18 protein-coding genes are annotated in these 18756 nt (G+C 62.2%); 8 read left to right on the forward strand and 10 right to left on the reverse strand.

The window, feature by feature from the left end; translation table 11 throughout:
- Positions 1 to 13: 13 nt before the first annotated feature.
- The 5 genes from NAV33_RS06550 (at position 14) to NAV33_RS06570 (ending at position 4577) form a co-directional block, all read left to right on the forward strand.
- Positions 14 to 769, forward strand: a complete 756-nt coding sequence (locus NAV33_RS06550; RefSeq protein ID WP_255978104.1) for an ABC transporter substrate-binding protein — start codon at positions 14 to 16, stop codon at positions 767 to 769.
- A gap of 63 nt (positions 770 to 832) precedes the next feature.
- Positions 833 to 1528, forward strand: a complete 696-nt coding sequence (locus tag NAV33_RS06555) for an ABC transporter permease (protein WP_255978106.1) — start codon at positions 833 to 835, stop codon at positions 1526 to 1528.
- Positions 1525 to 2214 carry an ABC transporter permease gene (locus NAV33_RS06560; protein ID WP_255978108.1) on the forward strand — a complete coding sequence of 230 codons (690 nt, stop codon included), beginning with the start codon at positions 1525 to 1527 and terminating at the stop codon, positions 2212 to 2214. Before NAV33_RS06555 ends, NAV33_RS06560 begins: the two co-directional genes overlap by 4 nt.
- 158 nt (positions 2215 to 2372) lie before the next feature.
- Entirely contained in the window at positions 2373 to 3269 is an 897-nt protein-coding gene (locus tag NAV33_RS06565) for a D-hexose-6-phosphate mutarotase (RefSeq protein ID WP_255978110.1), read from the forward strand.
- A 228-nt stretch (positions 3270 to 3497) separates the two neighbouring features.
- Complete coding sequence (locus NAV33_RS06570; RefSeq protein WP_255978112.1) at positions 3498 to 4577, forward strand: FAD-dependent oxidoreductase; 1080 nt, start codon at positions 3498 to 3500, stop codon at positions 4575 to 4577.
- Positions 4578 to 4583: 6 nt separating this feature from the next.
- Here NAV33_RS06570 and NAV33_RS06575 read toward each other — a convergent pair whose 3' ends face one another.
- The 6 genes from NAV33_RS06575 to NAV33_RS06600 form a co-directional block, all read right to left on the reverse strand.
- Positions 4584 to 5288, reverse strand: coding sequence for a uracil-DNA glycosylase family protein (locus NAV33_RS06575; RefSeq protein WP_255978114.1), 705 nt, complete (start codon positions 5286 to 5288; stop codon positions 4584 to 4586).
- Entirely contained in the window at positions 5272 to 5799 is a 528-nt protein-coding gene (locus tag NAV33_RS06580) for a DUF3299 domain-containing protein (protein WP_255978116.1), read from the reverse strand. The genes NAV33_RS06575 and NAV33_RS06580 overlap by 17 nt, the downstream gene beginning before the upstream one ends.
- A 55-nt stretch (positions 5800 to 5854) precedes the next feature.
- On the reverse strand, positions 5855 to 6106 hold the full coding sequence (locus NAV33_RS06585; protein WP_255978118.1) for a GlsB/YeaQ/YmgE family stress response membrane protein: 252 nt from the start codon (positions 6104 to 6106) through the stop codon (positions 5855 to 5857).
- A 101-nt stretch (positions 6107 to 6207) separates the two neighbouring features.
- Positions 6208 to 7293 (reverse strand): 5-(carboxyamino)imidazole ribonucleotide synthase, encoded by a 1086-nt coding sequence (locus NAV33_RS06590; RefSeq protein ID WP_255978120.1) that lies wholly within the window; start codon positions 7291 to 7293, stop codon positions 6208 to 6210.
- On the reverse strand, positions 7294 to 7785 hold the full coding sequence (purE, locus tag NAV33_RS06595) for a 5-(carboxyamino)imidazole ribonucleotide mutase (RefSeq protein ID WP_255978122.1): 492 nt from the start codon (positions 7783 to 7785) through the stop codon (positions 7294 to 7296).
- Between the two features lie 262 nt (positions 7786 to 8047).
- Positions 8048 to 8947 carry a LysR substrate-binding domain-containing protein gene (locus NAV33_RS06600; RefSeq protein ID WP_255978124.1) on the reverse strand — a complete coding sequence of 300 codons (900 nt, stop codon included), beginning with the start codon at positions 8945 to 8947 and terminating at the stop codon, positions 8048 to 8050.
- A 194-nt stretch (positions 8948 to 9141) separates the two neighbouring features.
- On the opposite strand from NAV33_RS06600, the gene NAV33_RS06605 reads away from it, so the two are divergent.
- A complete protein-coding gene (locus NAV33_RS06605) occupies positions 9142 to 10566 on the forward strand; it encodes an aspartate ammonia-lyase (protein ID WP_255978126.1) in 1425 nt (474 codons plus the stop codon).
- 233 nt (positions 10567 to 10799) lie between these two features.
- On the opposite strand, the gene NAV33_RS06610 is transcribed toward NAV33_RS06605, so the two are convergent.
- Complete coding sequence (locus NAV33_RS06610) at positions 10800 to 11621, reverse strand: helix-turn-helix domain-containing protein (RefSeq protein ID WP_255978128.1); 822 nt, start codon at positions 11619 to 11621, stop codon at positions 10800 to 10802.
- A 161-nt stretch (positions 11622 to 11782) separates the two neighbouring features.
- Between NAV33_RS06610 and NAV33_RS06615 the strand changes: the two genes are divergently transcribed.
- Positions 11783 to 13231 (forward strand): alanine/glycine:cation symporter family protein, encoded by a 1449-nt coding sequence (locus NAV33_RS06615; RefSeq protein WP_255978129.1) that lies wholly within the window; start codon positions 11783 to 11785, stop codon positions 13229 to 13231.
- Positions 13232 to 13286: 55 nt separating this feature from the next.
- Positions 13287 to 14285: an asparaginase gene (locus NAV33_RS06620; RefSeq protein ID WP_255978131.1), complete on the forward strand. Its 999-nt coding sequence runs from the start codon at positions 13287 to 13289 to the stop codon at positions 14283 to 14285.
- Between the two features lie 14 nt (positions 14286 to 14299).
- On the opposite strand, the gene NAV33_RS06625 is transcribed toward NAV33_RS06620, so the two are convergent.
- The 3 genes from NAV33_RS06625 to nudE all read right to left on the reverse strand — a co-directional run bounded on the left by NAV33_RS06625 (position 14300) and on the right by nudE (position 18689).
- Positions 14300 to 17167 carry an ATP-binding protein gene (locus NAV33_RS06625; RefSeq protein WP_255978133.1) on the reverse strand — a complete coding sequence of 956 codons (2868 nt, stop codon included), beginning with the start codon at positions 17165 to 17167 and terminating at the stop codon, positions 14300 to 14302.
- Between the two features lie 143 nt (positions 17168 to 17310).
- Positions 17311 to 18126, reverse strand: a complete 816-nt coding sequence (cysQ, locus tag NAV33_RS06630; RefSeq protein ID WP_255978135.1) for a 3'(2'),5'-bisphosphate nucleotidase CysQ — start codon at positions 18124 to 18126, stop codon at positions 17311 to 17313.
- Positions 18123 to 18689: an ADP compounds hydrolase NudE gene (nudE, locus tag NAV33_RS06635; RefSeq protein ID WP_255978137.1), complete on the reverse strand. Its 567-nt coding sequence runs from the start codon at positions 18687 to 18689 to the stop codon at positions 18123 to 18125. The genes cysQ and nudE overlap by 4 nt, the downstream gene beginning before the upstream one ends.
- Between the last annotated feature and the right edge of the window lie 67 nt (positions 18690 to 18756).

Genomic DNA, 18756 nt, shown 5'->3' on the forward strand with positions numbered 1-18756 from the left:
GGAGCAACACCGCATGAAAAGCTATAAGAAGATTCTGCTGACCGCCGCCGCCACCCTAATGATCGGCACCAATGTCATCGCCGCCGACAAGCTGCGTATCGGTACCGAGGGCGCCTACCCGCCCTTTAACCTGATTGATGCCAGCGGCCAGGTGGTTGGCTTCGACCTGGATATCGCCCACGCCCTCTGCGCCAAGATGGAGGTGGAGTGCGAAGTGGTCACGTCCGATTGGGACGGCATCATCCCTGCGCTGAACGCCGGCAAGTTCGACTTCCTCGCCGCCTCCATGTCCGTCACCGAGGAGCGCAAGCAGGCCGTCGACTTTACCGACCATTACTACACCAACAAACTGCAGTTCGTGGCGCCGAAATCGGTCGACTTCAAGACAGACGAAGACTACCTCGATGGCAAGGTCATCGGTGCCCAGCGCGCCACCATCGCCGGCACCTGGCTAGAAGACAACATGGACGACGTCGTCGAAATCAAGCTCTACGACACCCAGGAAAATGCCTATCTGGACCTGGCCTCGGGCCGCGTCGATGGCATCCTCGCCGACTCCTTCGTACAGTGGGAATGGCTCAAGAGCGACGCCGGCAAGGACTTCGAATTCAAGGGCGAGCCGGTATTCGACAACGACAAGATTGCCATGGCCGTGCGCAAGGACAACGATGAGCTGCGTGAGAAGCTGAACAAGGCACTGGCGGAAATCATTGCCGACGGCACTTACGAGAAAATCAACGCCAAGTACTTCCCCTTCAACATTTATTGATCTGTCTGAACCAAAGCCCGGCCGCCGATAACTGGTAGGTCGGGCTTTGGTGTTTGAGCCCTTATGATTCCCGACCTTCATGGATTCGGTCCGGCGCTGGTCGCCGGCACCTGGATGACCATTCAGCTGGCCCTCGCATCCCTGGCCCTGGGCCTGGTGCTCGGTCTGCTCGGCGCACTCGCCAAGACTTCTCCGTACGCGGCCCTGCGCTGGGTCGGCGGCACCTACTCGACGATCGTCCGCGGTGTGCCCGAACTGCTCTGGGTACTGCTGATCTATTTCGGCACCATCGGCTTGGTACGCGGCATCGGTGAGATCTTTGGTATCGAAAATCTCGCCCTCAGCCCCTTCGTCGCCGGCACCATCGCCCTCGGCCTTTGCTTCGGCGCCTATGCGACCGAAGTGTTCCGTGGCGCCCTGCTCGCCATTCCCAAGGGCCACCGCGAAGCTGGCTTGGCGCTGGGTCTGGGCAAACGCCGCATCTTCCTGCGGCTGATCCTGCCGCAGATGTGGCGCCTGGCCCTGCCCGGTCTGGGCAACCTGTTCATGATTCTGATGAAGGACACCGCGCTGGTCTCGGTGATCGGCCTGGAAGAGATCATGCGCAGCTCGCAAATCGCCGTGACCGCCAGCAAAGAGCCCTTCACCTTCTTCGTCGTCGCCGCCTTCATTTATCTCGGCCTTACGGTCATCGCCATGACTGGCATGTACTTTCTCGAAAAACGCGCCGGACGCGGTTTTGTCAGGAGCGCCGCATGAGTTGGGAATTGTTCGTCAAGTGGCTACCAGACTTTCTCGAAGGCGCCTGGCTGACGTTGCAGCTGGTCGGCGTGTCGGTCATTACAGGGCTGATCCTTGCTTTGCCGCTGGGCATCGCGAGGTCTTCGCGCATTTTCGCGGTGCGCGCGTTGCCCTATGGCTACATCTTCTTCTTCCGCGGCACGCCGTTGCTGGTGCAATTGTTTCTGGTCTATTACGGCATGGCGCAGTTCGAGGTCGTGCGCGAAAGCGTGCTGTGGCCTTTTCTGCGTGATCCCTACTGGTGCGCGATCATCACCATGACATTGCACACAGCCGCCTATATCGCTGAAATCCTGCGTGGCGCGATCCAAAATGTGCCCGCGGGCGAAGTCGAAGCCGCTCGCGCGCTGGGCATGTCCCGCCGCCAGGCGCTGTGGCATATCATCCTGCCGCGCGCGGCACGTATCGGTCTGCCGGCCTACAGCAACGAGGTGATACTGATGCTCAAGGCCAGCGCCCTGGCCAGCACCATCACCCTGCTCGAACTGACCGGCATGGCGCGCAAGATCGCCGCACGCACCTATATGCACGAGGAAATGTTCCTCACCGCTGGCCTGATCTATCTGATCATCGCGTTCGTGCTGATGCAGGGCTTCAAGCTGGTGGAGCGCTGGCTGCGCGTGGATGCCTGCCAGGGGCGCTGAATCGAGAGTCTCGCTTCCGATCAACCTTGGCGCCAGCCGCGGACTGCTCGATACGTTACCGATCCGCCCCTGCCATTGACTCAAAGTCCCGCGGCGGTGGAATCCTCCGGCGTGGGCAGGGTCAGAAACAACCCGATCATATTGCCAACGAGACCGCCATGCCCGCCGACATTCAGCGCATCGAAATGGACCAACTTGCCTGCTGGCGCCTCCGTAACGGTGATGCCGAGGTGATCGTTGCCGAACAGGGCGCGCAGGTACTCAGCTATCGCCAGGGCGATGCGACGCCGGTCATCTGGCTTAGCGAAGAGGCCGCTTTCGAGAAGGGGCAGGCGGTGCGCGGCGGCGTTCCGGTGTGCTGGCCCTGGTTTGGCGATCTGGCACGCAATCCTCAAGCAGTAAAGGAAGCGTACCTGGGCAACCAACCGGCTCCGGCGCACGGTCTGGTACGTAGCATCGACTGGGTATTGCAGGACTCACGCAGCGATGCCGACAGCGCCAGCCTGGAATTTTGCTGCAATGCCGATCGCACCCTGCCCGGCTGGCCACACGCTGTCGAACTGAACCTGCAGATCCGCCTGGATCGGAAAGGCCTGCACCTGTCGCTGACCAGCCACAACCAAGGCGATGCCCCGGTCGCTCTGTCCCAGGCGTTGCACAGCTATTTCGCCATCAGCGATATCCGTCAGGTCGCGGTAGAAGGTCTCGATGGTCGCCCCTATATCGAAACCCTGGATAACTGGCAGCAGCGCCTACAGCAGAGCGACCTCCGTTTCAGCGGCGAGACCGACCGCATCTACCTGGATCTCCCCGCGACCTTGAGCCTGCGCGATCCCGGCCTCAATCGACGAATAACCCTAGAGACTCGCGGCTCTCGCTCGGCCGTGCTCTGGAATCCATGGATCGCCAAGGCGCAGCGCTTGTCGCAATTTGCCGACGATGCCTGGCAGCGAATGCTCTGCATTGAAACCGCCAATGTGCTGGGCGACATGGTCCGGCTGGGCGCTGGCGCTAGCCATACCCTGAGCGTCTCGATTGGCGTCGAGGCGTTGTAGCAGCCAAACACCAGTCTGAAACGAAGAGGCGGCAGGCATCCAGCAGCATTGAATCTATACTGCAAGCGACCATCCCGCCGCTGCCGGCATACCGCCAGGTTTCGGCTTAGGGAGCCTGCCAGCCAGTCGCAGTGCCCTGGAGGACCTGTGTCATGGAAGCCCCGCTACTTCAAGCAGACCTCAACCAATTCGCCGCCATTTGCATCAGTTTTTTTCAGCTGATGCGCCATGAATAACGATTTCGACCTGCTGCTTGCCGGCGCGGGGCACAGCCACCTCGGCGTACTGCGCCAGTGGGCCAGTCGTGAACGTCCCATGGGCCGAATCGGCCTGGTCTCGGCCGAACCCCACGCCTGGTATTCGGGCATGATGCCAGGCCTCATCGCCGAGCATTACCAGACCCGCCAGTGCCGCGTCGCGCTACCCAAGCTCTGCGCGGCGGCGGAAGTGGAGTTCATCCAGGGCACCATGGTCGCGCTGCTCCCTGAAACACCCGAATTGTTGCTGGCAACTGGCGAGACGCTGCGCAGTACCTGGATGTCACTCAACCTGGGTTCCTTGCCTTGGCTACCGGAGCAGAGCGGCGACGGCATGGAGCTGCTTTCGGTCAAGCCGTTCGCCGAATTCATTCGCCGCTGGCAACAGTGGGAGGAGATTCCCGAAGGGGTAGCGGTGCTCGGTGGAGGCGCAGCGGGCGTCGAGTTGGCATTGGCTATGGCCGCGCGAGTGCCGACACTCAGTCTGTTCACCGAGGGCGAGTTGCTTGCTGGACATCCGCCGCGCCTGCGCCGTCTCGCGCTGCACCATCTGCAACGTACCGATGTAGCGGTTCACGAACAGACGCCGATTCAGGCGGTGCATGGCAACACGCTGGTCGGCGATGGGCAGATCCGCTGGCAAGGTCGACGCCTGGTCGTCGCAACCGGCCCCAGCCCGCTGGAATGGCTACGCGAATCTGGTCTGCGCTTGGATGCACGCGGCTTCATCGATGTATCGCCGTCGCTGCAGAGCCGCTCGCATCCACACGTTTTTGCCAGCGGCGACTGTGCGAGCCTTCCCGGCGCCGCACGCAACGGCGTCCAAGCGGTGCGCCAGGCTGGCGTGCTGGCGACCAATTTGGGGCAGGCAGCGATCGGCCAACCATTGCGTCACTATCATCCACCGTCCCATAGCCTCGCCCTTCTGGCCGACGGCCACCGCGGAGCGATGCTGAGCTGGGCGGGAGTGGCAGCGGAAGGCAGGTTGTTGTGGCGTTGGAAAGATCACATCGACCGTAGCTTCATGCGTCAGCACGGTGCCGAAGATTGACCCAGTTCAATCGAGCAGCTGCTGCAGACGCGCCTCCAGCAATGCCGGAAAACGTTTGAACCAGGCCAGGTTGCGCGGCGATGGATGCGGCAAGGGGTGCAGACGAAACGCCCGCGTGGCGCCCTGCTCCGTCGCCAGTTCGATATCGAAATGCGCAGTGAAACGGTCTTCGCGCTGCCAGTACGCTTCGAGCTGTTGGCGCACCTCGCGCGGCTGCTCCATGCCGAACCAGAGAAACGCCTCTCGACCGAGCGTGACGATGTCACGACCATGCCAGTTATCGATCAGCAGGCGCCGCATGAGCGGATGAAAGCGGCGCTTGATAGTCATCGACCAGGCACGGTTGCCGAGCGGCTTGTAGGGTACGGTGTTGATCCAGAAGAAGGCTTGGCCAAGCGCACGCCCGGCCTCGAAATCGGGCATTTCTTCGCCGTGCAGATGCTGGTAGAGCACACGGCGCACCAGCTGACCACCACTGCCAATGAACGGCTCACCATATCGGACCTCTTCACGGCCAGGGTCACGACCGAAAAAGGCAAGAGGCGCGTCGGCACGGCCGAGCCCAATGATCGGCTCCAGCGGATCCTTGTCGAATTTCTGATAGACCGACACATCAACGCCTTCGATCTCGGACGCGAGCGCGCGAAATGCTTCGCGCTCTGCCTGATCGAGCGGTATCGGGTCCCGTTTCGGCTTAGAGGTCGCTTTCATCCACCAAGGACACCTTGGCTGCGGTTATTACGTACGCCGCGTCGGCCAGATCATTGCTGACCGGCTCGATCCGCAGCGTGCCGTCCACCCAGAGCGGTGCATAGATGTCATCCAGAGCGATGCCAGCCGGATAGCGGACCATCACGATCTGGTTCGGCGGCGGCGGCGGAACATGAATACAGGCGCCTGGATAGGGAACCAGGAAAAACTCGGTATTGCGTCCCTTGCTGTCGGTTTCCAGTGGCACCGGATAACCGCCGAGGCGGATCGTCTGGCCGTTCAGTGCCGGCACAGTCTTGGCCGAATACATCACTTCTGGCAAACCGGCACCCTGTTTAAGCCCACCCTGGTCGCTAAAGCCGTTGGCCTCGGGAGAGTTGTGCTCGATTTCCGGCATTTCCTCCAACGCTCTGCGGTCTTCGGCGGGCATCAATTCGAGCCAGTCGAGTTCAGCTGGCGCAGCGTGAGCGACGGAAGCAAAGCACAGCAGCGAGAAAACTATCGAGCGCATGAGAACCGAAGAATTCGAAGAAAACGGGGCCGCCAGAGGCGCGGCCCCCGACGGATCAATGTTTACGGCTAGTAACCATGCCGTAAATCACCAGCAGGATGATCGCACCGACCACCGCACCGATAAAGCCTGCAGCTTCGCCCGCTTCATAGAGACCGAGCGCCTGACCGCCATAGGTGGCCAGTAGCGAACCGCCGATACCCAGCAGGATGGTCATGATCCAGCCCATGCTGTCGTTGCCGGGCTTCAGGAAGCGTGCGATGAGGCCTACGATCAGGCCGATGATGATGGTTCCGATGATGCCCATTGGCAGTCTCCTCAGGTCCGAAAAATACGCGCTACGTATCTTCGGACCTGAGGCGGACTAGGCAGTTCGCCGCCAAATGCTGCAGGCCAGACGGCCGGTGATCAGTCGCGGGCGATCAGCGACTCGACAGCCGTAATCTGTCGGTCCAGCGTGGCGCGGTCGGGGCAGCGCAGCGTGGCGTGGCCGACCTTGCGTCCGACTTTGAACGCCTTGCCGTAGTGATGCAGGTGACAATCCTCGACGGCGATGACCTTCTCCACCTGCGGCACTTCCCCAATGAAGTTCAGCATGGCGCTTTCGCCCAGCTTCGCCGTCGAGCCTAGCGGCAGCCCGGTGACGGCGCGCAGATGATTCTCGAACTGGCTGCATTCGGCGCCTTCGATGGTCCAGTGACCGGAATTGTGCACGCGCGGCGCGATCTCGTTGGCCTTGAGCCCACCGTCAACCTCGAAAAACTCGAAGGCCAGCACGCCGACGTAGTTCAGCTGCTGGAGTACGCGGCTGGCGTAATCCTCGGCCAGCGGCTGCAGCGGATGACTGCTGCTGGCCACCGACAACCGCAGGATGCCCTCTTCGTGCGTGTTGTGCACCAGCGGATAAAAACAGGTTTCGCCATCGCGACCGCGCACGGCAATCAGTGAGACTTCGCCGGTGAACGGCACGAAGCCTTCCAGGATGCATGGCACACTTCCCAGCTCGGCAAAGGCATTGGCGACATCGGCCGGCTTGCGCAGGACTTTCTGACCCTTGCCGTCATAACCAAGCGTGCGTGTCTTGAGTACCGCCGGCAGGCCGATGCTGGATGCGGCGACGTCAAGATCTGCCTGGGACTGGATGTCGGCGAATTCCGGCGTAGGAATGCCGAGGTTCTTGAACATGGATTTCTCGAACCATCGGTCACGCGCGATGCGTAGCGCCTCGGCGCTGGGGTAAACCGGCACGAACTGCGAGAGGAAGGCCACGGTTTCGGCCGGCACACTCTCGAACTCGAAGGTCACCAGATCCACTTCATCGGCCAGCTGGCGCAGGTGATCCTGATCGCCATAGTCGGCGCGCAGATGCTCGCCGAGGGCGGCGGCACAAGCGTCCGGTGCCGGATCGAGGAAGGCGAAGTTCATGCCCAGCGGCGTCCCCGCCAGGGCGAGCATGCGGCCCAGTTGGCCGCCACCGATCACGCCAATTTTCATTTACGCGTCCCTCGGGTCCGGATTGTCGAGTACCGTCTGCGTCTGCTCGTCGCGGAATTTCTTCAGCGCCGCGTGATACTCGGGAAATTCGTGGCCGATGATGCTGGCCGAAAGCAGCGCCGCATTGACCGCGCCGGCCTTGCCGATGGCCAGGGTGGCAACCGGTACGCCAGCGGGCATCTGTACGATTGACAATAGCGAATCCACGCCGGAGAGCATCGACGATTGCACCGGCACACCGAGCACCGGCAGGTGCGTCTTGGCGGCACACATGCCCGGCAGATGAGCAGCACCGCCAGCACCGGCGATGATCACGCGCAACCCGCGCGCTTCGGCCTGTTCGGCGTATTGGAACAGCAGATCAGGGGTGCGGTGTGCGGACACCACGGTGACTTCGTGCGGAATGCCGAGTTTTTCCAGCATCTCGGCGGTGTGGCTGAGGGTGGACCAATCGGACTTGGAGCCCATGATCACGCCTACCAGTGCGGTCATCGTCGTGCCTCTTCGTGGTGCGCTGCGCAGCGCTACAAAACAACAAGCCACGCAACAGGAGCGTGGCTTGCATGTAGGGCAAACCAGCGAAAGGCGCTGGTTCGAAGGCGCGGCATTATACCGGAAAGCCGTAGATGTCGCGCAGCCTGGCGTTACGACCTGTCTGCGTACCTGCAAGGTCGATTTCATCGGATGAATGGCGCTTTTTCCCTTCACGGTTTTTCGCGCCGAAAGGAACGCCACCCGGTCCGCCCTCGCTGCCTTATCCCGCGTCACCCTCCAGCTTGCGCCAGAGCAACCGTACCGTCGCCTTGCGCACCAGGGCACAGCGATATAGTCGAATTTCCAGCGGCAGCCGCCAGGTTTCGTCGCCGCACTCCACCAGTTCGCCGCGCTGCAGTTCGGCGGCGATGCTCAGACGCGGCACCCAGGCGACGCCGAGCCCTTGTAGGGCCATGCTTTTCAAGCTGTCGGCCATGGCGGTTTCGTACACCGTGGTGTAGCGCAGGCGGCGCTGGCGCAGCAGGCCGTTGACCGAACGACCGAGAAAGGCGCCGGCGCTATATGCCAGCAGCGGCACGCTCTGCCCACCTTCGAGATCAAACAGTGCAGTGCCCTGCGCATCCACGGCGCAGACCGGCAGCATCTCGCTATGAGCCAGGTGCATGGATGGGAAAATCTGCGGGTCCATCTGCAGCGCGGCATCCGGGTCGTGAAAGGCCAGCATCAGGTCGCAAGCACCTTCGCGCAAGGCATGTACCGCATCGCCTACGTTAGTCGCCATCAGCCGCGTGCTAGGGTTCAGGCCCAGCTCGCGCAGGCCAGCAATCCACTGCGGGAAAAAACCGAGCGCCAGCGAATGCGCGGCGGATATCTGCAGCACTTCGCCCTGCTGGCCCTCCAGATGATGCAGATGACGCAGCACCTCACCGAGCTGCTCGACCAGGCTACGCGCAGTGATCAAGAATAGCTGCCCGGCCTCAGTCAGCTCCACGGGCGTGCGCGCGCGGTTCACTAGCGTCAAGCCGAGACTGTTTTCAAGGCTGCGGATGCGCCGGCTGAATGCGGGCTGGGTGACGAAGCGCCGTTCTGCCGCCTGGGAAAAGCTTCGCGTCGCCGCCAATGTGACGAAATCTTCCAGCCATTTAGTTTCGATGTTCATGCCGGCTCCTGGCTGGCTTGGTTTTTTTGCTATCGAATGCCCAGCAATAACGCTTGTCATCGAAACGGCGTCACAGCTTTATTATGCCGATCGCGCATGAGGCAGCGTTTAACGGCATTGGCCGGAAACAGGCCACGGCCCTTATGGTAGTGGCCTTCGCGGTAAATACCGCTTTCTCTCGGATGAGAATCCTCATGTCATCTGCTGCATCATTCCGGCTCGAAAAAGATCTGCTCGGCTCCCTCGAAGTACCCGCTGAAGCCTATTTCGGCATCCAGACCTTGCGCGCCGTGCACAACTTTCGCCTATCTGGTGTTCCGCTGGCGCATTACCCCAAGCTGGTGGTCGCGCTGGCCATGGTCAAGCAGGCGGCGGCGGACGCCAACCGCGAGCTCGGACACCTCAGCGAGGCCAAGCACACGGCGATCAGTCAGGCCTGCGCGCACCTGATCCGCGGCGAGTATCACGATCAGTTCGTCGTCGACATGATCCAGGGCGGTGCCGGCACCTCGACCAACATGAACGCCAACGAGGTGATCGCCAACTTGGCGCTGGAATACATGGGCCACGCCAAGGGCGAGTACCGTCATTTGCATCCAAACAACGACGTGAACATGGCGCAGTCCACCAACGACGCCTATCCCACGGCCATCCGTCTCGGCCTGCTGCTGGGTCACGACACGCTGCTGGCCAGCCTCGACAGCCTGGTACAGGCCTTCGCCGGCAAGTCGGCCGAGTTCGCGCACATCCTCAAGATGGGCCGCACTCAGCTGCAGGATGCGGTGCCGATGACCCTCGGCCAGGAATTCCGCGCCTTCGCCACCACCCTTGGCGAAGACCTCGAGCACTTGCGCTTGATCGCACCACAGCTGCTGGTCGAGGTGAATCTCGGCGGCACCGCCATCGGCACCGGCATCAACGCCGATCCCAACTATCAAGCCTTGGCCGTGCAGCGCCTGGCGACCATCAGCGGCCATCCGCTGAAGCCCGCCGCCGACCTGATCGAAGCCACCTCCGACATGGGCGCCTTCGTCACCTTCTCGAGCATGCTCAAGCGCCTGGCGGTGAAGCTGTCGAAGATCTGCAACGACCTGCGCCTGCTCTCCAGCGGCCCGCGCACCGGCATCAACGAAATAAACCTGCCGCCGCGCCAGCCGGGCAGCTCGATCATGCCGGGCAAGGTCAACCCGGTGATTCCAGAGGCGGTCAACCAGGTCGCCTTCGAGGTGATCGGCAACGACCTCGCGCTGACCATGGCCGCCGAAGCCGGCCAGCTGCAGCTCAACGTCATGGAGCCGCTGATCGCCTACAAGCTATTCGACTCCATCGGCCTGCTGCAGCGCGCCATGGACATGCTGCGCGAGCACTGCATCGTCGGCATCACCGCCAACGAAGATCACTGCCGACGCCTGATGGAAAACTCCATCGGCCTGATCACCGCACTGAACCCCTATATCGGCTACGAAAACGCTACCCGCATCGCCGGCCAGGCGCTGCTCAGCGGCCGCGGCGTGCTGGAACTGGTACGCGAAGAGCAGTTGCTGGACGATGCCACCCTCGATGACATCCTGCGTCCCGAAAACATGATTGCGCCGAGATTGGTGCCGTTAAAGGGGTGACGCCCACGCGCCACTGGGTGCGGCAATAAGGCGCCCGGTTAGCGGGCGCCGTTCATGCCGGAACTCCCGTCAAATACCCTGAACGCTGCTGAGGTCCTACCGATTGGATGATGGCGCAAGAGCGCCATCGCAGCCTGGATCGCTTTACCGTATCCGCTCATCGCCTCGCCCAGGCTCGCCTCTTAGCCAGGGGCCCCGCTTGGCCGGTTGTCGGAACCGGGCAACCCACTTTTTTATTCGATTTCGAACAGTCCGTCTCGCAGCGACGCCGACGCAAGCCGCTCACGGATTTCCGGGTCGATCCGCGGGTCATCCATGGCATAGAGCATCACCTGGCGATAAGCGTTGACCCGGTTGATCTCCTTGCCCAGGTACTCCCAAACCACGCGGGTGCAGGCCGGGGTACGACGGTCGCCGCTGGAGACGCCGGTCTTCAGGCCGTTCAGGCGATTGATGCGGCTTTTGAAGCTGGGAATCAGGATCGTCTGGCTCATCTCGTTGTCTGTCAGCGACTCATAGTCGATGAGAAACAGGCGGTCCTGCAGATAAAAGGCAGCGCCCAGGTAGCGGCAGCGCACCACCCAATCTTCGGCCTTGGGATTGTCGGCGCGCGACTGCTCCTGGCGCTCCTGCCGTTCAAAGACGAAGCTGCCGCGATCCTCACGCAGATGCACTAAAGAAAGCAGAATTTGCCCGGGAACCGACAGGCAGTTGGCGTATTCGAAATAATAGCCGCAGTAACGCGACAGGCTGCTGGCGTTGTCGCGCAGTGGCTGGAACAGCTCGAGCAAGGGATCGCTGGCAGCGATGCGCTCCTGATCGTGGCTGCGTATGCCGATCAGCTGTGCGAATTGTTCGCTCGGCAGACCCAGCTCGTAACTTTCGACACCGAAGAAATCACAGATACGTTTTAGGTTGTGCGCTGTCGGCCGGCTTTGTCCGTTGATGTATTTGTTGAACTGGGCGCGATTGATAGCCAGTTTGCGGCACACCTCAGCAATGGAGCGGTAGTGGCTGCAGAGCAGCTTCAGGTTAGTGCCAAGATGGTCGTACATGTGATTTCCAATGATGCAAGCGGCGCGATATTAGCATCAACTCGCGTCAGTTCGCCGCGATCTGCGTAATTGCCTGCAAGGCGCGCTTGACTAACCATTTCGGGGCCGCACGTACAGTGACGCGGCCTCGCCCATCCAGAACAACAAGAGACAACCTCATCATGCTCGATCTTCTCAATGACCTGCTCTGGAGCAAGGTCCTCATCGTCGCACTGGTCGGTCTCGGCCTGTATTTCTCGATTCGCTCACGCTTCGTGCAGTTTCGCTACTTCGGCGACATGTTCAGCATCTTTGCCGAAGCGTTCCAGCGTCAGCCGGGGCAGCTCAGCTCATTCCAAGCGCTGATGCTCTCCGTAGCCGGCCGTGTAGGCGCCGGCAACATCGCCGGCGTCGCCGTAGCGATCATGCTCGGCGGTCCCGGCGCAGTATTCTGGATGTGGCTGGTTGCCCTGCTCGGCATGGCCACCAGTTATTTCGAGTGTTCTCTGGCGCAGCTGTACAAGCGCCGTGAGGCCGACGGCACCTATCGTGGCGGCCCGGCGTTCTACATCCTGCATGGCCTGGGTCAACGCTGGCTGGCAGTGATCTTCTCAATTCTGCTGCTGGTTACGTTCGGTTTCGGCTTCAACGCGGTGCAGTCCTACACCGTCGCCACATCGCTGAACGATACCTTCGGCCTGCCGACATGGATCAGCGGACTGGCCCTGGTCTGCGTGATCGGCGCCATAATCTTTGGCGGCATTAAGCGCATCGCCAGCATGGCCGACGTGCTGGTACCAATCATGGCGTTCTCCTACATCGGTATGGCACTGGTGGTGATCGGCATGAACATTAGCGAGGTGCCGGAAGTCCTGGGGCTGATCGTGCGCAGCGCATTCGGCCTGGAGCCTGCATTCGCAGGCGGCATCGGCGCGGCGATCATCATGGGCGTCAAACGCGGCCTGTTCTCAAACGAAGCCGGCCTCGGCAGTGCACCGAACGTCGCCGCCGTGGCGCAGGTCAAACACCCGGCCGCGCAGGGTATCGTCCAGTCGCTCAGCGTGTTCATCGACACCCTGCTGGTGTGCACCAGCACCGCGCTGATCATCCTGCTTTCAGGCGTCTACCAGCCAGGCAGTGAAGAAGTCGCGGGCGTGGTTCTGACTCAGACCGCACTGGCCGCAGAAGTCGGCGAGTGGGGCAGGATTTTCGTCAGCACCGCGCTGCTGCTCTTCGTCTTCACGACCTTGGTATACAACTACTACCTTGGTGAAAACGCGCTCAGCTTCTTTAGCACCAAACGTTCGCTGCTGCAGGTGTACCGCGTGTTGGTGATTGCGCTGGTGTTGTGGGGCTCCATGCAGGATCTGTCCACCGTATTCGGCTTTGCCGACGTGACCATGGGGCTGCTGGCGCTGGTCAACCTCGCGGCTGTGTTTCTGCTGTTCAAGACTGGCATCCGCCTGATGCGTGACTACGACAACCAGCGCAAATCCGGCGTGAAGACACCCGTGTTCGATCCGAAGGCTTATGCTGATTTGGACCTCGATCACGCCGCCTGGCCGAACAAGCTGCCCGGCACGGTACCGACAAGTGGTACCGTCAGCCCATCCCCGGTTCGTCAGCAGTAGCCTGCGAGTGTCATGAACAGGGGGCTCGACCCCCTGTTTTATTTAGGAGTCCTCCATGCCGGCTTCCAGAAATATCCTGGTGCTGTATACCGGCGGCACCATCGGCATGCAGCAAAGCGCCGAGGGTCTGATGCCCGCCTCCGGTTTCGCCAGTCGACTGCGTGAGCAGCAGGACCAGCAACCACAGCTGCAGCTGCAGCTGCCTGACTGGCAGTTTCGCGAATTGTTACCCCCCATCGACAGCGCCAACATGAACCAGGCCAACTGGCTGGCGATAGCCGAGGCCATTCGCGCCGGCGTCGAACAGGACGGCTGCGATGGCGTGCTGGTGCTACACGGCACCGACACCCTGGCCTACAGCGCCGCGGCCTTGAGCTTCCTCCTGCTTGGGCTCGACGTCCCGGTGCTGCTGACCGGCGCCATGCTGCCAGCCGGTGCGCCCGGCAGCGATGCCTGGAGTAATTTGTTCGGCGCCATGCAGACGCTTCACACCGGCGTCGAGCCGGGTGTACATCTGTACTTCAGCGGCCAGCTGATGCATGGCGCGCGGGCCAGCAAGCGGGGCACCGCCACGCTGGATGCCTTTGCCGTCCAGCCTCGCCAGCGGCACGGCCAGCGGGCTCCGAATATTCCCGCCGCGCTCGATTATCGTCAGCCGCGCCGCCCGGTCAGCCTCGCGGTGCTGCCGCTGTATCCGGGCATCCAGGCGGCGCAGGTTCGCGCGATGCTGACCAGTGACGTGCAAGGCCTGTTGCTCGAATGCTACGGCAGCGGCACCGGCCCGGCTGACGATGCCGAGCTGTTGGCGGCATTGAAGCAAGCGCATGAGCGCGGCGTGGTGCTGGCGGCGATCAGCCAATGTCCGCAGGGTCATGTCGAATTCGGCATCTATGCGGCCGGCAGCAAACTGGCAACCACTGGCTTGGTTTCAGGCGGCGGGATGACCCGCGAAGCGGCGCTGGGCAAGTTGTTCTCGCTGCTCGGCACCGGCTTGTCGCAGAAGGAAGTGGAACACTGGTTCGCCCTCGATCTCTGCGGTGAGCGGGCCGATTGAAACCCGCACGCCATTCAGCTCGGCTTAGGACCCGGCGTCTGCAGACAAGCGCGGACCAGCCGGCGTAACTCGTCGAGGTCCAGCGGTTTGTTCAAGCGGCCCTGGCAATCGAATCCGCCGCGCGTCTCGCTGGCGGCGCTGAGTACGATGACCGGCAGCTCGCGGGTCGCTGGCGCCTGGCGCAGCAACGACAACAACTCCTCGCCATTCAGCTCGGGCAGGTTCAGGTCCAGCAGTAGCAGCTCCGGCGGGTCGGTCAGCAGATGCTCCAAGGCCAGCCGGCCGTTACCGATCACGCTGACCTCGCCCATGTCGGCCAGGGCCTTGCGCACCAGCAGCTGGCTGGCCGGATCGTCTTCGACATAGACGATGCGCGGCCGCTCATGGGCTGGCAGCACAAGTTGCGGCTCCAGCACCGACAGGGCGATCCAGAAGCGGCTGCCGACGCCGAGCTCGCTCTTCACACCGATGCTGCCGCCCATGAGCTTGGCATATTCCAGACACAGCGACAGCCCGATCCCGGCGCCCTGGATATTCGAACTTTCGCGTCCTAGCCGCTGGAAAGGTTCGAACATCCGCGTCTGCAGCGCCTCATCGATACCCAGGCCGGTGTCTTCGACCAGCAGGCGCACCTGCCCGGCCACCGTTTCGATGCTGAGCAGGATCTGCCCGGACGGCGTGTTGTACTTGATCGCGTTGGACAGCAGATTGAGCAGCACCTGGCGCAGCCGCCGTGGCTCGGCCAGCACCTCGATGGGCGCATCCGGCAGATCGAATTCAAGCCGCAGACCTTGGCGCTGCACGTCGAGCGCAACCAGCTCGGCGCACTCACGCATCAGCGCGGTGACCTCGACCCGCTTCAACTCCAGCCGCGGCCGCTCCGCCTGCAGGCTCGACCAGTCGAGGATGTCACCAAGCAGCTGATTCAGATGCCGGCTGGCCAGCAGAATCTCGTCGAGGTAATCGGCTGCGTCCGGATCGGCTTCGGGCGAGCAGTCCATGCGCATCAACTGGGCGAACCCGAGGATCGCGTTGAGCGGTGTGCGTAGCTCGTGGCTAATGCTGGAGATCAGATGCGTCTTGGCCTCGTTGGCGATCTGTGCCTGCTGAGTGACCTGACGCAGGTCCTCCTCGACCCGCTTGATCGCATCGATATCCACATGAGTGCCGGCTACCAGCGTGGCTTCGCCGGTCTGCGGGTCGCGTTCGAGCACGCGGCCGCGGCTCAGCAGCCAGTGGTATTGCCCGAGCGCGTCGGCGAAGCGGAACTCGCTTTCATAATGCAGCGCATCGCCTTGATGCATGCGGGCCAGTTCAGCGCGCACTTTGGACACGTCGAACGGATGGATGCGATGCAGGAACTGCGCTTCGCTGAGCCGCGACGAGGGCAACCCGAAGCGGGCTGGCAGGCGTCCGCGGAACTGCAGCGTGGCGCTGCGCATGTCGTTTTCCCAGAGGCTTTCGGTGGCGCTTTCAAGCACCAGTTCGAGACGTTTGTGTGCTTGCCAACGCTGCGCCTCGCTGAGTTCGAGTTGCCCGCCAATAGCCTGAGTGTGCTGTGCCAAATCGTCGAGTTCGCGAATATCCGATGAGACTGGCTGCGGCCGCCATTGGCCGCGGCCGATCTGGCCCATCATTCGCGAAATGCTGGCGATCGGAATGAGCAGTGCCTGACTGAGCCGTCGCGCACGCAGCCACATATAGGCGAAGAACAACAGATAGAACAGCAACAGCCCGGCGATCAGCAGATAGCCGATCTGTCGATAGCGGCTGGCCAAAGCGTTGGTCTGACTGAACACTTCAGCCTCGTCCACCACCGCCAGCAAATGCCAGCCAGTTTGCTCCACGGTGGTCCAAGCCACCAACTGCTGCCGGCCATCGAGGTTTAGACGCTGCACACCTTCGGTCTGCGCGGCGATGGCGTGCGCCAGCGCGCGGGTTTCCGGCCGGCGGCCGAGGCGAAAGTCCTCGGGTTTGAAAATCTCCCGGCGAATCGCTTCGTCGTATGAGTGTTCGGTCAGCTCGTCGAGGCCGAACTGCCGCTCGCCCGCCTCGGGCAGCGCCATGATGTTGAGGTCGCGGCTGATCAGCACGCCATAGCCATTCCAGGGCACCCGCAGTTTGCCTATCTGCTTCAGAATGCCGCTGACGGTGATGTCGATGCCGTTGACGCCCTCGAGAAAATCACCTCGATACGCCGGCGCGATCGCCGACATCATCCAGCCGTGCCCGGCCGGGTCCAGGTACACGTCAGTCCAGACGACCTTGCGCGCCGGGTTGTGCCAGGAGCTGGCCAGGTAATAGAAGTTGTAGCTCGGAATGTTCATGTCCGACGGATACTGCTCCGCAGTGTCGAACCAGGGATAGATGTGGTTGTAGCTGTCCCAGCTGTTGAAATAGAGGCTGGCGATCAGCGGGTTGGCGGCATGCAGTTCCTTCATCAGCGGATCGAGACGGCGCAAGCGCGCCACCTTTTCCAGGTCCTGTAATTCAGGCGCGGTGACAGCGGAATAGAAGCTCGCCGCACCGCCCTCGTCGCGCGGGCTATAGCGCACGCCGCCGGAGCCAAGCGTTAAGGGCGGTTGCGGCTCGACGCGGGTGTCGTCCAGCGCACGAACGGTGATATTGCGAAACAGCGTCGTGGCGCTCGCCACCTGCTGCAGCTGCTGACTGATGATTCGCGACTCGCGATCGGCCGCAGCCTGTAATTCGGACAGCGCGGTTTCGCGCAGATGCTCGATCTGCGCATCACGGATGGCATTGTTGGTCAGCAGGTAGGCCGCGATCAGCACTACCTCGACCAGCACCAGTGGGATCAGCGCGCTCTGAACGAAGGCGCGCCAGATCCATTGTCGTATCCCGGTAGGGGTTTTCGATGACACAACGCCCTCCAGCGATCCGAATCAAGCGCTTGGCCTGGCCAACGCCGTCATAGCATCGCCGCAACGGGCTGGCTTCGGCAAGATTGGCATAACAGACAGCAATACCGGACAGCCTGAGCTTGTCCGATTCGGCGAACGCCAGCTTAGCGGCTCGCCAGTTCGATCAGTCCGGCGCGCCAATCAACACCTCGCGGCAGCGCCAGGAAAGACGGATTGAGATAGCTTTCTCGCGCCTCGTAGGTCAGGGTCGCGCCGCTGACATCCAGCACTTCGCCGCCTGCACCTTCGAGCACGCCCTGAGCCGCGGCGGTGTCCCACTGTGAGGTCGGTGCCAACCGTGGATAGCAGTCAGCGGCGCCTTCGGCCAGCAGGCATAACTTCAGCGAGCTGCCGACATTGGCCAATACCAACTCACCGATACGCTGACGCAAGCCTTCGAGCAATCGCTCTTGCGCGGGGCTGGAATGGCGGCGGCTGGCAACGACCGTGAAACCTTCCGCCGGGCTTTGACGCACCTTCAACGGCCGCGCGGCGCCATCGGCCTCGGCGCGCCATGCACCGAAATCAGCGCCGCCGTAATAGCAGCGGCCATTGGCTGGAATGCCCACCACGCCGAACAGCACCCGCCCCTGTTCGATCAGCGCGACGTTGACGGTGAATTCTTCGCTGCCGGCAATGAATTCCTTGGTGCCATCCAGCGGATCGACCAGCCACCAGCGCGTCCATCCGGCTCGCTCGACCAGGCTCAGCGCACAGTCTTCCTCGGAGAGCACCGGGATGCCAGCGTCCAGCGCGCGCAGGCCATCGGCCAGCAAATGATGCGCCGCCATGTCGGCAGCGGTGACGGGCGATGCGTCGGCCTTCTCATGCACATACACATCGTTGCGCCAGTGCGGCAGAATGGCCTCGCCGGCGGCACGGACCAGGTCGATGACCGGCGCCAGATATGGATGGCTCATTGGGCGAATTCCCCCCGCTGGGTGAGCAGATCACGCGCCAGATATAGCGCGGCGAGGGCGCGTCCTTCGCTGAACTGCGGGTTTTGGACCAGGCTCGATAGTTCGCGCAGATCGATGCGGTCGACTCGCATCGGCTCCGGCTCGTCGCCTGGCAACTGTTCGGGGTAAAGATCGCGGGCCAGCACGACCTGTATCTTCTGGCTCATGTAGCCCGGCGAGAGCGACAACTCGGTAAGCAACTCGAGGTTGCGCGCGCCGAAGCCAGCTTCCTCTTTGAGCTCGCGGTTGGCGGCGTCCAGCACGTCCTCACCCGGCTCGATCAGCCCTTTGGGCAATGACAGCTCGTAGGTGTCGGTGCCACCGCAGTATTCCTCGACCAGCAACGCTCTGCCGTCAGTATCGAGCGCGACGATCATCACCGCGCCATAGCCGGTGCCCTTGCCGACCAGCCGTTCGTAGGTGCGTTCGACGCCGTTGGAAAACCGCAGCTGCAGCTCCTCGACACGGAACAGACGGCTGGTGGCGACGATCTCACGGGCAAGCACAGTGGGTTTCTGGCGCATGGGAAGTTCCTTGAAACGCGAACCGCAATCATAACAGGCAGTGTGAAAACTACTGCGCTCGGTTAGG

It is taken from the genome of Stutzerimonas stutzeri (assembly GCF_024448715.1).
Taxonomy (GTDB): Bacteria; Pseudomonadota; Gammaproteobacteria; order Pseudomonadales; family Pseudomonadaceae; genus Stutzerimonas; species Stutzerimonas stutzeri_AR.